Origin of the sequence: Thermodesulfobium sp. 4217-1 (assembly GCF_039822205.1) — a bacterium.
Lineage (GTDB): Bacteria > Thermodesulfobiota > Thermodesulfobiia > Thermodesulfobiales > Thermodesulfobiaceae > Thermodesulfobium.
Genome location: NZ_JBAGBW010000006.1, coordinates 39527 through 53629 on the forward strand (window position 1 = coordinate 39527; position 14103 = coordinate 53629).

The following is a 14103-nucleotide window of genomic DNA, read 5'->3' on the forward strand; positions in this document are numbered from 1 at the left end:
TTTAACCCCTAAACTTCTTAATTATCAAGCAAGCGTTGTGTCCGCCAAATCCAAAAGAATTGGATATAGCATACTCGCACCTCTTCATCTCCTGGCTAAAGTTTGGCACAAGGTTTAAGCCTTCAGCTTCATCGCACGGATCATCAAGATTAATTGTAGGCGGGGCAATATTTTCTCTCAGTGACATAACAGTAGCAACCATCTCAACTGCCCCCGCTGCGCCAAGCAAGTGACCTATCATAGATTTATTTGATGTAATAAACACATCCTTAGCATGCTCTTTGAAGACTCTCTTTATAGCCTTTAACTCGCCTTCATCACCAGCAGGAGTACTAGTCGCATGAGCGTTAACCAGATCTATCTCTTCATATGAAATAGCTGCATCCTTCAAAGCCCTATTTATACATATATAAGCACCATCGCCCGAAGGATCTGGAGCTGCCATGTGATATGCGTCGCAGGAGGCACCATAGCCCACAAGCTCAGCGTATATCTTAGCTCCTCTTTTCAAGGCGTGTTCCAACTCTTCTAATACGATTATGCCAGAACCCTCTCCCATCACAAAGCCATCTCTCGACTTATCAAAAGGTCTGCTTGCCAGCTCTGGCGTATCGTTTCTGCAGGTAGATAGCGCCCTCATTACACAAAAGCCGTTTATGGCCAAAGGAGTTACGGCAGCCTCAGCTCCGCCACATAACATAATATCAGCATCTCCATAGGTAATGCTCCTAAAAGCCTCTCCTATTGCATGGTTACTCGATGCACAAGCAGATACCGGCGAAAAATTTGGTCCTTTCAGTCCAAATTTAATGGCCACATAGCCAGACGCCATATTTACTATCATCATAGGAACCATAAATGGCGAACCCTTCATAGGACCTTTCTTATATAAAACTATAGCTTGCTCCTCCATAATGTCTATTCCGCCTATGCCAGACCCGATGCAAACTCCTACATTCAATTTATCATCAAAGTCTAAAAGGCCTGAATCCTCCATAGCTTTATGGGCAGCAGCAACTGCATATTGAACAAACTTCGATGTGCGACGAACATCTCTTCTATCCAGATAATCTTCCGGGACAAAGTTTTTTACTCGTCCAGCAACCATAGATGGAAATTCCTGCTCAAAATCGTCGATCTTGACTATGCCGCTCTTGCTATTTCTTATCATGTCCCAAAATATATCTACTTCGTTACCAAGCGGGGTTACGCACCCCATTCCAGTAATTACTACTCTTTTTTTCATGATAGCTCCTCCTCGGCCTCATGCACAAAATTTTCTATAATTGTCTTCACGGGAAGTATGTCAGAATATCTAAAAACATTTGATCCGCTGAAGAAAAGCCCATTTTCATAGTCGCCAAGTCTTGCCGATTCCAGAGCTAATCTTATACAAAATGTTCTAGTGCACTTCTTTATGCAACCCTCACAGACCTCAGGCTTGGGGGCTCTGCCTTCAATGATCTTCCTTGATAATGGAGTCAGAATAGCCCTTCCAGGGAATCCCACCGAACTCATTATCTTTACAATATCCTCAGCTTTTGCTTCCAGTAAAACTTTTTTGAACACGGGGCTAACGTCACACTCTTCTGAAAGTGCGAACCTGGTCGCCACCTGAACTCCCTTAGCTCCCATCTTTAATGCTCTGGCCATTTCTTTGCCAGAATATATGCCGCCTGCTACTATCAAAGGAACAGATATGACTTCGAGAATCTCAGGCATGATATCCCAGGTAGATCTGTCGGTACCCAGATGGCCTCCTGCATCTGCGCCTTCAAGTATTATCGCGGTTGCGCCCAATTTCTCAGCAAGTCTTGCCAGCTTTGCAGAAGAAACAATTGGCAGAATTGGAGTATTAGAATCTTTAGCCCATTTATAAATATCTCTTGAAAACCCAGCACCAGTAGCTACAAAATCTATTCCCTCAGCAATCGCCGTTTTTACTACCCTCTCAAATTCACTGTAGGCATACATTACGTTTATGCCGATAGCGCCATTGCCTTCTGAAATCTTTCTTGCTAATTTTATTTGGCTTGTTAGTTCTTCATCTTCCATTCCAGTCGCAGCAATAATGCCGCCTGCACCCTCTCTTGCGACAGCTCCTGCCAGAGGTGCAGTAGAAACCCTAATAGCCATTCCCCCCTGCAAAATCGGCAGGGGGATAGTTATTTTCCCTATATTTAATGGTTTAAGAATACTGCTCTCCAAATTTCACTTACTCCCAAAGTAGTATTTTTGACCTCCTCCTCTCGCAAAAGCAAGAGGATCCCATGTGAAAACCATATAACGCTACTCGCTCCTCCAATCGGCATCGCTTTCGCATTGGTTACTGCTTCTGGGTATACGCATATATATTTCTCATCAGCGTACTTTCCCGCAAGCATGCGATAGTGTCTACTTCTTTACTGAATCCTAAGAAGTCTTATTCTCCTACCTTCTCATATAGGAATTTCACAGCATCTCCAACTGTCTTGATCTTCTCTACATCTTTATCTGGAATTTCAGCTCCAAATTCTTCCTCAAAAGCCATCACCATCTCAACTGTGTCTAAAGAGTCAGCTCCCAAATCATCTACAAAGGAAGAGCCCATCTCTATAGTTCCCTCTTCTATTCCAAGCTGATTTGAAATAATTTTTTTTACTCTATCAAAGATTTCATTTTCACTCATTAACTTCACCTCCTTTCAATTTCAAAACATACCGCCATTTACAGAAATAATCTGTCCAGTAACATAAGCTGCCGATCCAGCCAACCACAATGCAGCATCAGCCACATCTTCAGGCAAGCCAAGTCTTCCCAATGCTATTGATGAGAGCAACTTATTTTTTATATCATCAGATAACCCGGAGGTCATATCTGTAACAATATAACCAGGTGCAATAGAATTGACAAGTATCCCTCTTGAACCGAGCTCTTTTGCAAGTGACTTTGTCAAACCAAACAAGCCTGATTTTGATGCCGAATAGTTTGCCTGTCCTGGATTACCAATCTGACCAACGACCGATGAAATATTTATAATTCTTCCACTTTTTTGTTTTAACATTCTCTTTGCTGCTTCCTTTGAACACAAAAAGGCAGCTTTAAGATTTACATCCATCACATCATCCCACTGGGACTCTGTCATTCTCAATATCAAGGCATCTTTGGTTATGCCAGCATTGTTCACCAGTATATCAATCCTGCCAGCAAAGCTATCTAGTTTTTCGAAAAGCGCTTTTACCTCGCTCTCCTTGTCCACTGCTGCCCTAAAAGTTTCCACGCTGCATCCCATACTGAGCAATTCATCTTTAAAATTGTTTGCAGCCTCATCGTTTGACGCATAGTTAATCAGGACTTTTGCGCCATTTACAGCAAAGGCCTTCGCAATTGCTCTGCCTATACCTCTGCTCGAACCAGTGACAAGAGCTACTTTACCATCTAATATCATATTCACTCTCCATCTAAAGCGCTGCATTCTAACTTTGTCCAACGCTTTAACATTGTTGATAGAACATTCTTTGGGCCAACCTCGACACAGCTCTCAAAACCATCGTTAACAATATTTTCAATAGTGGTTACCCATCTAACAGGGCTAATTATCTGCTTTGACAGTATATCGGGTATTGTTTTGGCATCAGTGTATGGACGGCCATCAACATTTTTATATACAGGCAAGCCAAAATCTCCAAATTCCAAACTGCCCAAAAAGTTTTTAAATTCTTTAGCAGCATCTTCCATAAGGGGTGAATGAAATGCGCCTTCCACCTTCAATCTTATAGCTTTCTTTATCTTAAAATTTTTATAATTTTCAAGAACCCAGTCAATAGCCTTGTTCTCGCCAGAAATTACTATTTGCTGATTAGAGTTTTCATTGGCAATCACACATATACCAAATCGCGAAGCCTCATTGCAAAGATCCTCAACCATCTCTTTATCGAATCCCAGAAGGGCTACCATACTTCCGCCCCGTCTTGCAGCACACTCTCCCATAAGACGGCCTCTAACAGCCACTATCCTCACTGCATCCTTAAAGGAAAGAACCCCTGCAACAACCAGAGCGCCATATTCTCCAAGACTGTGACCTGCAGAAGCGCCAAATTTAAGGTCTTTGTCTGCAATATCCTTCAAAAACCCCAGACTTGTAGAGATAATAGCTACCTGAGAAATATTGGTAGGCACAAGAGATTCTTCGGAGGTAGACATCAAGTCTATAACATAAGACAGATTTAACTCATCTAATATTTCTTTTATGAATTTCTGTGATTTTGCACTTAATTTTAAGTGCATATTCATATATTGTGAACCCTGTCCTGGGAAAAGCAGCACTGTTTTACTGCTCATAATGATATAAGTCCCGATCCGAAAGCAAACCCTGCTCCAAAGGCAGCAAGAACTACTTTATCGCCTGTTTTAAGAACTCCTGATCTATATGCCTCATCAATGGCAATCGGTATAGACGCTGCAGATGTATTGCCAAAACGCTCTACATTTACATAGAATTTGTCACCCTCCAATTTCAGGTGTTTTCTCACAGATTCTATTATTCTCTTATTTGCTTGATGAGGAACAATCTTCGATATGTCATCATAGCTTAGGTTTGACTCCTCAAGAACATTTTTTACAGATTGGACCATTGATCTTACTGCAAATTTGAAAACCTCTTGCCCATTCATCTCTATAATGGATAGCTTTTTTTGATTAGCGCTGCGTTGACCTGGATCTGTCGAGCCGCTGCCTGTTATCTTCAGGTGCTCTGCCCCGCTCCCATCGCTTCCCAAAAAAAACCACCATTCATTTCCTGGCATATTTTTTAAAATACACGCACCTGCTCCATCTCCAAACAATATTGCAGTTTTTCTATCCGACCAGTCGATAAAGCGTGTAAGAATGTCTGCTCCGATGACTGCCACACACTTGTAGGCTTTGCTCTGGATGAACTGTGCTCCTACACAAAGAGCATATACAAACCCAGAACAGGCTAAAGATAGGTCAAAAGCAGCAGCATTCTTTGCTCCAATTGCATCCTGCACTATACAGGAGGTAGCAGGAAAAAGCATATCGGGGGACGACGTGGCTACTATTATCAAATCAATTTCATCAGGTTCAACCTTCGCCAATGACATTGCATTTTGCAAAGCTGAAATAGATAAATTAGATGTTTTTTCACCTCTGCATGCTACGTGCCTCTTAATAATGCCAGTCCTATCCCTAATCCAGTCATCAGAGGTTGAGACCATACCCTCTAATTCAAGATTCGTAACGACGCCTTCAGGCACGCAGGAACCCCAGCCTGTTATTCCTACATCCTTAACTTTCACCTATAATTTTTACCTTTTCTATTAGATTTGTAGAACAAAGTTTTACCGTCTGCAATATAGCATTCTTAGCAGCCACACGCCCACTTCTTCCATGGCCAATTAAAAAAACCTTTTTAACGCCCAAAAGAGGGGCGGCTCCATAATTTGAGTAGTCAACTCGCTTTATAAGCCTGGCAAGAGCAGGATATAGGAGCATCCCACCTAACCTTGTCATAAAACTCTGCCTTATGGCATCTCTCATTTCGTATCTTACGTAATCAGAAACGCCCTCAGTAGTTTTCAAAAAGATGTTTCCGATAAAGCCATCACAAACAAGCACGCTGCATTTCCCAAAAAATGCGTCCTTGCCTTCCATATTTCCAGTAAAATTAAGATCGCTTTTGGAGAGCAGTTCATAAGACTCCTGTCTGAGCCTGTCACCCTTGCCCTTCTCTTCACCTACATTGAAAAGGCCTACGCTCGGGTTCTCAAAACCAAGAAATTTCATATACACGCTGCCCATTCTTGCAAAGTCCAGAATATTTTTTGGTTTGACATCTACATTCGCCCCGGCATCTATCAGAAGAAAGCCACCTTGTTTTGAGGGCAAAAGCACGCCTATGGCAGGTCTCTCTATGCCTTTTAACCTGCCTACGCCAAGAGTTCCGGCTACCAAACAGCCGCCAGTACTCCCAAGAGATATGCAACCGCAGGCAAGGTCATCGTTTACCAGATCTACCAGCTTATGTAAGCTCGATCCCTTTTTATTCATCCATGCCTTGACAGGCTCATCATCCATTTCAAATGTGCTATCACAGCATACTTCTTCTACCCTGCCAGAGGTTATAAAAGGAGATAAGATTTTGTCATATTTGTCAAATACTTCTTTGGTAGCGACAGCATAAGTAACAAAATCCGACCTCGCTTCCATCGCCAAAACGAGACCACGCACCGTCTCTTCTGGTGCTTTATCTCCACCTAAAAGGTCAAAGGCTATAGAAATCAAGTTGTTATTATTCTTGTCCTATAATTATTCTTCCGCCTTTTCAGCTTTGGTCGTAAGAACGACCCTTCCTCTGTAAGTTCCGCATTTGGAACATGCTCTGTGCGCAAGAGTTGGGGCTCCACAATGAGGACAAGCAAGCATATTTGGCAATTCGCCTTCTATGATGAATGGCCTTCTCGTATTTTGACGCATTTTAGAACGACGCTTTTTTGGTACTCCCACTAATATTGACCTCCTTAATATCTTCTCTACAAAGAAAGCAAACTGGCTTCATTGGAAGCCACAACAAAAATTCCTGTCTTATTAGCTCCGAAAGATCGATCTCTTTGCCTTGAATTGCAAACTGGTCCTCGTTTGGCTTACCCTTTACAAATTCATCATTTAGATCAAACTCAATCTTTTGCTTAAACTTATTAAGACATATAGCACACTCCATCAAAAGCGTTCCCCTAACTTTGCCCTGTACCAATATTGCCTTTCCTACATTTGTAAGAGTTAAGTCAAAATCGATTGGCGAGCAAAATTCAAGAGAAGGCTCCTCGAACTGAGCAACTTCCTGAGTCTTAATTCTAACACTACTTCCGACGTCATCAAGGATATGCGAGACATCTACTCTCATCTAAAACCCTACCTTTCAAACGAAGCTATTATAAAAATCCTTTTGAAAATTGTCAAACATCAAAAATCGAAATCTACAATATCTCCTATACAAACCTTGCCACTTTTGAGAACCTTGCAAAACACGCCCTCTTTTAACATCTGATTATGAGGTCTATTAAACTGCAAATAAGAAGATTTTTCAAGGTGATCCTTTGGACCCTTTCCAATCTCTACAATTTGCAATACAGCCTCTTTGCCAATCTTAAATTTTGTACCAACGCTCATATTATAAACTTCAATTCCATCAATAGTAATATTATCAGCATAATCGCCAGGTTTCAAGTTTAGCTCTTTAGCGATACCCTTTGAATAAGTCGAAAGGCTCGATACGCTAACCTGTCTCTGAGAAACGCCAGCATGCGCATCTCCCATAACGCCATAATTTTCAACAAGCTCTATGCACTCCACACTGTTTTTTGGAATGCCCCTATCGTCCGACAGAGCACAGTTTACAATTTTGCCTTTCAAGGGTTCCTCCTAAAAATAACTATTATAGCCATTCTAAGTTCTAAAATTAAAAATGCCCTTCTTAGCTCTTTCTTGCTTACAATTATTTATTTTTTATTCTACTACAAATTATTTATTTTTTCGAAAACTAAAATAATACAGAAATTATAAAATTTTAAGACACTGCGTGTTTATAATGTTAGTATAATTAATACGTTCGCAATATAATTTTAAAGGAGGTCACTTTGCAGCAGGCTGGCTATACGTTTATTTTCTTGGTAATTATTGTAAATCTTTTCGGTATCTTTCTTGATTTTCTAAACCTCAGAAACATCGATATAAACAGTCTTGAAAAAGTTAAGGATATCTATCCTATAGAAAAACCAATTTCGACTATAAAATATCAAAAGTTTAAGATGGCTATGCAAATAATTAAAGGAGTTATTGAAATTCTTGTATTCTTTTATCTGTTTTCAATAAATATCATCCAAACAATATCTTTAGATATTTACCAAATTCAAACATTTGAATTTCTAAAAGCCTTCTTGTTGTTTGTATCATTTTATGCAATTTTTAAGGTCATAGAGATTCCCTTTGCAATATTTGATACCTTTTACGTAGAAAAGATTTTTGAGTTTAACAAAACCACAAAAACGCTATTTATAAAGGATATGCTATTACAAATAGTTATTGGACTGGCTATACTCTTTGTAATCCTATTTGCGACAGTAAGTTTCATAAATATAGCTGGTTTTTTTTGGTGGGTTTGGGCATCTTGCTTTATTATATTGCTAAATCTATTCATCCTTTATATTTATCCTATATTTATTGCACCTCTTTTTAACAAGTTCACACCTCTGTCTGACCCCGAATTAGAGTCGAAAATAAAAGAAACCCTGGAGAAAACGGGCTTTTCCCTTGAAAACGTCTTTGTAATGGATGCGTCAAAGAGGTCCACTCACTCAAATGCCTATTTTACTGGCTTTGGGAAGAAAAAGAGACTGGTTCTGTTTGACACCTTCTTGAAGAACCATACACAGAGCGAGATAATATCAGTTTTATCCCATGAACTTGGACATTTCAAACACAATCACCTATTTAAGATGTTTTTCCTAAATGACTTAATTATAATTTTGGCTATGTTTATCACCAGTCAATTGCTTCAATTAAACGCTATCTACAATATGTTTGGATTTGAGAATTCTTTATACAATGGCATATTTATAATATTTACAATATTTTTGCCGCTTGGCAGCCTTATTTTAAACTTAATATTTATGCCGATTTCAAGAATGAATGAATACCAGGCAGATGAGTTTGCGTTGCAGTTAACCCAAGATCCCGAAACCTTTAAAAATACCCTTATCAAACTGCACAAGGACAATCTGTCAAACCCAGTGCCTCATCCGCTCTATGTTTTCTTCAACTACTCTCACCCCCCATTAATCGAGAGGGTAAAACATATCGTAAACTATTCTGCTAAGAGCGATTAGCAAAAGGCTTACAAGAGGAGCTAAGTTAACTTAGCTCCCAAAATTTAATTTAAGTCAGCCTTGCCCTTAGATATTGAAGAGGCCACTCTATGTTTTGTTTTAATGCTATAGCAGTCCTCCTAAGAGCAAATTAATTAATATCTATTTTACTCCTATTTGCCACCAATTTACTCGATTATTTTTTTGCTGCTTTATCTGATACATTGCAGCATCAGCTTTTCTAATCAGTTCATCTGGTTCAGTCGAATCAATAGGATAAATTGCCGCCCCCAATGACATCCCAATTCTGACAACTTTCCCGGGAACTAATTCATATCCCTCATCAACTGCCAGATGCATCCTATTAAAAGCGCCTTTTAACTGTTCTAAATAGTCGCCCTCTCTAATATCTTCAATTATAACTATAAATTCATCTCCGCCAATCCTTGCTACCAGATCGCTAGATCTTAGGTTTAGCTTTATCCTATTTGCAAAATCTATCAAGAGCTTGTCGCCCATACCGTGTCCAAAGGTATCGTTGACAATTTTAAAATCATCAAGGTCTATCATACAAACTGAAAACATCTTTTTATTTCTTTTTGCCCTTGCTATTATGTAAGGCATCTCCTCTTTCAGAGCCCTTCTATTTGGTAGCTTTGTCAGAGAGTCGTTCTTAGCTTGGAATTGCAGTTTCATCTCTAAGTTAAACCTCTGGGTAACATCGGTAAGAGTCCAGATAGCGAGCTCCTCATTCATTATGCTCACCAGGCGAAGCCCAAGATCACAGTAAATCTCAGACTTGTCTTTTCTTATCATCTTTATATTGTTTATAAAAGCCTTTTTGTCTTCACTTGCATTAGAGTAAACTCTCTTTACCTTTTCATATTCATCTGCTGAATCATATAATATACTTGTAGGCTTTCCTATAAGATCCACAGGCGATTGATAGCCGAAAATACTTATCATCCTTGAGTTTACGTTGATAATGCTATTTTCCCTGGTCATTATAACCCCTGCCAGGGTATTCTCCAGGAGGGCATCCTGAATAATCATAAGATTTCGCTCAGTTTGCAGAAGCTCAATTCTCTCCAATCCATTTGAGATGTCAGTTGCTAAATCTTCTAAAACATCTTTTAGCTCAGAATCAAAATAATTTAGCTCATCGCTTGCTACGACAAAAACAGCGTATATCTTTTCATGAAAGTATATTGGCAGACCAGCCACAGACTTAACTCCCACAGCTAAAAGCCTTTCCTTCATATGGTTTGACACATCAGACTCCTCATAGGACTGAAGAAAAATTGGTTTTTTCCCGTTCCAGACAAAAGACATAACGTTTCTGCCATTTTCTTCATTTAGGTTTGCGCTGAAATCTGTATTCTGCAAAAAGTCTGTATTTCCTGCCTTTGCAAGAAATTTTATTTTGCCCATTGAATCAGCATATAAAATATATGAAAAAAGCATCTTTGCGTGTTCAAGAGTTAGATCGCATATCGACTGAAAAAGATTTTCTTCAGACTCTGTGCTCAAAATTATTTTATTTACGCTCGCTCTCAAGGTATTAATTCTTGATAGTTTCTTCAAATGGTTCACATACTCGTGCTCTCTTTCTCTTTGCATATTGTATCTCTCAGTAACGTCAAAAAATGTCCACACGGTTACAGCATTCAATAAATCTCCTGTTCTCTCTATGGGTCCTCCTGACAGATCACAAATTATATGTCCTCCATCAGATCTCAATAGTTTTATATCTCTTAACTGAGCAGTATTTTTAGTCGCCAGATCCTCATAAAGGTCTTCTGTTCTCTCAAACTGCCCTTCATCAAAGTATAAAATCTTTGAACTTTTCCCAACAAGGTCGCTCATGATTTCGTAACCAAGCATATCTAAAAATCTTTTGTTAATTGACAGTATTACCCTGTTTTTTACTACCACTATGCCTGCAAGCGTGTGCTCTACCATTGCATTGTTAAAAGCCTGACCCTTTTCTATTTGATTTTTCAGCACAGAAAATAGCAATACAGCGAAGCTCATTGCAGAAGAAAATACTACAGCGTCAAAGATAGGGCTGCTTCTCATAAGAAAGTAATATGGTCCATATCCAAGAGCGGTAGCATAAAACATTAGTAAAAATACCAAAGAGGTAAGAAAATATGTGACCAGGGAATCAAGATTAAATACAGACCAAACAGTTGGCAAAATTACTACAAATAACAATCCTATTCTTAAACCGTTATCTAAACGTGCAGGTATAAAGCAAAGATACCAAAGAGTGATAGTTAGAAGAGTAAGAATACAAAACTCTATAGCATCCCTTCTTGACTTCAATATATTGTTTAGATTTTTCCGCCTTATCCAAAGCAAATAAAGAAATGGAGTAATAGAGACGATAGTAGAAAATCCAGATATAAACCAATTTTCCATAAAGCTTAAGAGATCTGAATATGAAAGCTTCTCGTACGTCAGAAAAATAACAGATGCAAACGTAGATGATATCAAAGGCTTTATAAAGCACAAGAAGATCGCAAAGATCAAGAAGTTTCTGACATCCTTAAACACATCGCTAAAGTCAAACTTTAGCCTTTTCATAGCAAGAAAACTAATCAAGAGAGAAAACGTGTCTGCAAAAGCGATAGAAAAAGAGGAATTCGCCCCCCATCCAAAAAATACTACGTTAGCAGTATACAGTGCCAAAAATATGCCAAAAAGAGGATATTCTCCCCATACAAGGACTGCAAAAACAGCCAGGGCATCAGAAAGCCAGATAGGAGAAATAGTAGTAAATAATAAAGAAGGTATCCAGGCAAGAAATAGATAGCCTGAAAATATAAAAATATTTATTAAAATAAAATTTTTAATTTTTTTCATAATTTTTAATTTTAAAAAAATAATATAGCACATATTTAATAATATATCTTAAAAAATTTAATTATGTGCAAATGCGCAGTTATTTCGCCAGCTCTTTTCCCACAGATATCTGGCCAAGAGCAATAGATCCATCGTTCAAAGGAGTTTTGTGAGGTAAATAAACGTCAAAGCCACGAGAATTTAAAGCCTTCCAGATCTTATTTAACAAAATTCTATTCACGAACGCACCCCCACAAAGCACAACCTTTTTAACTTTGTGCTTCTCATAAATGGCCTGTACACAATTTAGACTAATTTCTGATATAGCGTTGTGAAAAGATAGAGCAATATCTTCAATAGGCAGATTTTTATCTTTCATATCAACTACATTTCTGACTATCTGGCTGACAGGAATCTCAATTTCGCCAGACATATCGAAATTTATATCAAATGGATATATTGTTTTACCGGTAAGAGCCAATTCTTCAAGCTTCTGTGCAGCCTCAGCCTCAGTGCTCACCACTCCTGCAATCCCTAAAATTGAAGCGACACCATCAAAAATTCTTCCAATACTACAGCTTAGCGGACAATTTATATTTTTCCTCAGCATGTTTGAAATAATCTCTAAATTGTTCATATTTCTAAAGTTTATATATTTCGCTGCCTCTTGCGAGCTTAGCCCAAAATCAGCAAGCAAGGAAAGCCCAATTCTATAGACTTCCTTAATTGCCTTTTCGGCTCCTGGCAATCTAAAGTACGAAAAATGAGCAGCCCTTTTAAATTCTTTCCTATTGGAAAGCAAAAATTCGCTGCCCCATATCTTGTCATCTGTACCATAACCTGTTCCATCAAATGCAAGACCTATAACTTCATCTTCTATACCGTGCTCTTCCATCACGGCTGCAATGTGTGCGTGGTGATGTTGGACAAATATTCTCTCAGAGTCAAGAGATATTTCATCTGTAAGCCTTGTCGTAAAATAATTCGGGTGCATATCAGAAATAAAGACCTCAGGCTTTATATCGAAAACCTTCTCAAAATGCCTAAGGGTATTTTTATAAACGTTGTAAGTATCTACAGATGCGAGATCGCCAAGGTATTGGCTCAAAAATATTACGTTATCCTTAGAAAGAGCAAAACTGCTCTTCAAATCAGCCCCAGCAGCAAAGATATGCCTGTTAAATTTTTTCGTAAAAAAGGGCACAGGGACGAATCCCCGCGAACGCCTGATAAAAAACTCACTGTCATTTAACACAAACATTACGCTGTCATCGCTTTGGATTGCAATTTCCCTATTATAGGTAACGAAGTAATCGGCAATATCTGAAAGTTTTTCGAAGGCAGCATCGTCTTTATAGACAATTGGCTCATCTGATAAATTAGCGCTTGTCATAACCAAAATCATTGATTCATCTACAGCAAATAAAAGGTGTTGAAATGGTGTATACGGGAGCATTATACCAATACTGGTCAAATTCGGAGCTATGTATTTACTAATCTTTTCTGATGCCACCTCTTTTTGCCTTAACAAAACTATAGGTCTTGCCCTTGAAGTAAGGAGATCAAATTCTTTTTTCGTGGTGCATAAAAAGTCTGTAACTGTATTAATATTTGCCATAAGGGCGAAGGGCTTGAAGGGTCTTTTTTTCCTCTCCCTTAGTCTTGAAACAGCCTCGTCGTTTTTAGCATCTACAGCAAGATGAAATCCTCCAATACCCTTGATCGCTATTACCTTGCCAGCCATCAACAGCTTGTAGGTTTCGTCTATTACATCTTCAACGCTATCCTTTATCAAATTTCTATCTTTATCGTATAGATATACCTTAGGCCCGCATACGGGGCAGGCAGTAGGCTGAGTGTGAAATCGCCTGTCATGCGGATCAGAATATTCTTTGCTGCACTCTGGACAAAGTTCGAATGGGCTCATAGTGGTGTTTTTTCTGTCATAAGGTATATCGTAAATAATGCTAAATCTGGGCCCACAGTTAGTGCAGGTTATAAATGGATAGAGAAATCTTCTATCTTCTTTGTCAAACAACTCTCTAAGGCAGTCATCGCAAATATTCGTGTCAGGAGAGATAAAGGTTGTCTTCTTATCAGTTTGTTTGCTCTTCTCAATTACAAAGTTGTTATAGCCCAACAGATCACTTTCTTCTGAAGAAACACTATTTATCAGGGCAAGCGGCGGAAAATTCTCTCTTATAGCAATCAAAAATCTGCTAAGTTTTTCCTCCTCCCCCTCGACTTCTATAGTTACGCCTTCTGTATCGTTCAAGCAGTATCCATTTAAAGACAGCTCATCAGCGAGCCTGTATATAAAGGGCCTAAACCCTACTCCCTGAACTATCCCTTCTACTCTTATAAAAATGTGTTTTAGCATATATGAATGATATCA

General features: G+C 38.9%; 14 protein-coding genes. 1 reads left to right on the forward strand and 13 read right to left on the reverse strand.

Annotated features, from left to right (window positions below; all coding sequences use genetic code 11):
- Nucleotide 1 precedes the first annotated feature (1 nt).
- Genes fabF through V4762_RS03770 form a run of 11 tightly spaced genes read right to left on the reverse strand, consistent with a single transcriptional unit; the run spans nt 2 to nt 7410 of the window.
- The gene (fabF, locus tag V4762_RS03720; RefSeq protein WP_347314437.1) at nt 2-1246 is read right to left on the reverse strand and encodes a beta-ketoacyl-ACP synthase II; all 1245 of its coding nucleotides are present in this window, start codon (nt 1244-1246) and stop codon (nt 2-4) included.
- A complete protein-coding gene (locus tag V4762_RS03725; RefSeq protein ID WP_347314438.1) occupies nt 1243-2136 on the reverse strand; it encodes an NAD(P)H-dependent flavin oxidoreductase in 894 nt (297 codons plus the stop codon). Before V4762_RS03725 ends, fabF begins: the two co-directional genes overlap by 4 nt.
- Nucleotides 2137-2180: 44 nt before the next feature.
- Nucleotides 2181-2384, reverse strand: coding sequence for a hypothetical protein (locus V4762_RS03730; RefSeq protein WP_347314439.1), 204 nt, complete (start codon nt 2382-2384; stop codon nt 2181-2183).
- A 38-nt stretch (nt 2385-2422) separates the two neighbouring features.
- A complete protein-coding gene (locus V4762_RS03735; RefSeq protein WP_347314440.1) occupies nt 2423-2668 on the reverse strand; it encodes an acyl carrier protein in 246 nt (81 codons plus the stop codon).
- A 21-nt stretch (nt 2669-2689) separates the two neighbouring features.
- Entirely contained in the window at nt 2690-3427 is a 738-nt protein-coding gene (gene fabG, locus V4762_RS03740; protein ID WP_347314441.1) for a 3-oxoacyl-[acyl-carrier-protein] reductase, read from the reverse strand.
- Nucleotides 3428-3429: 2 nt separating this feature from the next.
- Nucleotides 3430-4320 (reverse strand): ACP S-malonyltransferase, encoded by an 891-nt coding sequence (locus V4762_RS03745; protein WP_347314442.1) that lies wholly within the window; start codon nt 4318-4320, stop codon nt 3430-3432.
- Nucleotides 4317-5297 (reverse strand): beta-ketoacyl-ACP synthase III, encoded by a 981-nt coding sequence (locus V4762_RS03750; protein WP_347314443.1) that lies wholly within the window; start codon nt 5295-5297, stop codon nt 4317-4319. The genes V4762_RS03745 and V4762_RS03750 overlap by 4 nt, the downstream gene beginning before the upstream one ends.
- On the reverse strand, nt 5287-6282 hold the full coding sequence (plsX, locus tag V4762_RS03755; protein WP_347314444.1) for a phosphate acyltransferase PlsX: 996 nt from the start codon (nt 6280-6282) through the stop codon (nt 5287-5289). Before plsX ends, V4762_RS03750 begins: the two co-directional genes overlap by 11 nt.
- A 24-nt stretch (nt 6283-6306) precedes the next feature.
- On the reverse strand, nt 6307-6474 hold the full coding sequence (gene rpmF / locus V4762_RS03760; protein ID WP_458646937.1) for a 50S ribosomal protein L32: 168 nt from the start codon (nt 6472-6474) through the stop codon (nt 6307-6309).
- 1 nt (nt 6475) lies between these two features.
- Nucleotides 6476-6901 carry a YceD family protein gene (locus tag V4762_RS03765; RefSeq protein WP_347314446.1) on the reverse strand — a complete coding sequence of 142 codons (426 nt, stop codon included), beginning with the start codon at nt 6899-6901 and terminating at the stop codon, nt 6476-6478.
- A gap of 59 nt (nt 6902-6960) precedes the next feature.
- Nucleotides 6961-7410, reverse strand: a complete 450-nt coding sequence (locus V4762_RS03770) for an MOSC domain-containing protein (protein WP_347314447.1) — start codon at nt 7408-7410, stop codon at nt 6961-6963.
- Nucleotides 7411-7634: 224 nt separating this feature from the next.
- Between V4762_RS03770 and V4762_RS03775 the strand changes: the two genes are divergently transcribed.
- Nucleotides 7635-8882, forward strand: a complete 1248-nt coding sequence (locus V4762_RS03775) for a M48 family metallopeptidase (RefSeq protein WP_347314448.1) — start codon at nt 7635-7637, stop codon at nt 8880-8882.
- A gap of 141 nt (nt 8883-9023) precedes the next feature.
- Here V4762_RS03775 and V4762_RS03780 read toward each other — a convergent pair whose 3' ends face one another.
- Together V4762_RS03780 and hypF are read right to left on the reverse strand one after the other, a co-directional pair.
- Entirely contained in the window at nt 9024-11729 is a 2706-nt protein-coding gene (locus V4762_RS03780; RefSeq protein WP_347314449.1) for a sensor domain-containing diguanylate cyclase, read from the reverse strand.
- 79 nt (nt 11730-11808) lie between these two features.
- Entirely contained in the window at nt 11809-14088 is a 2280-nt protein-coding gene (hypF, locus tag V4762_RS03785; protein ID WP_347314450.1) for a carbamoyltransferase HypF, read from the reverse strand.
- Between the last annotated feature and the right edge of the window lie 15 nt (nt 14089-14103).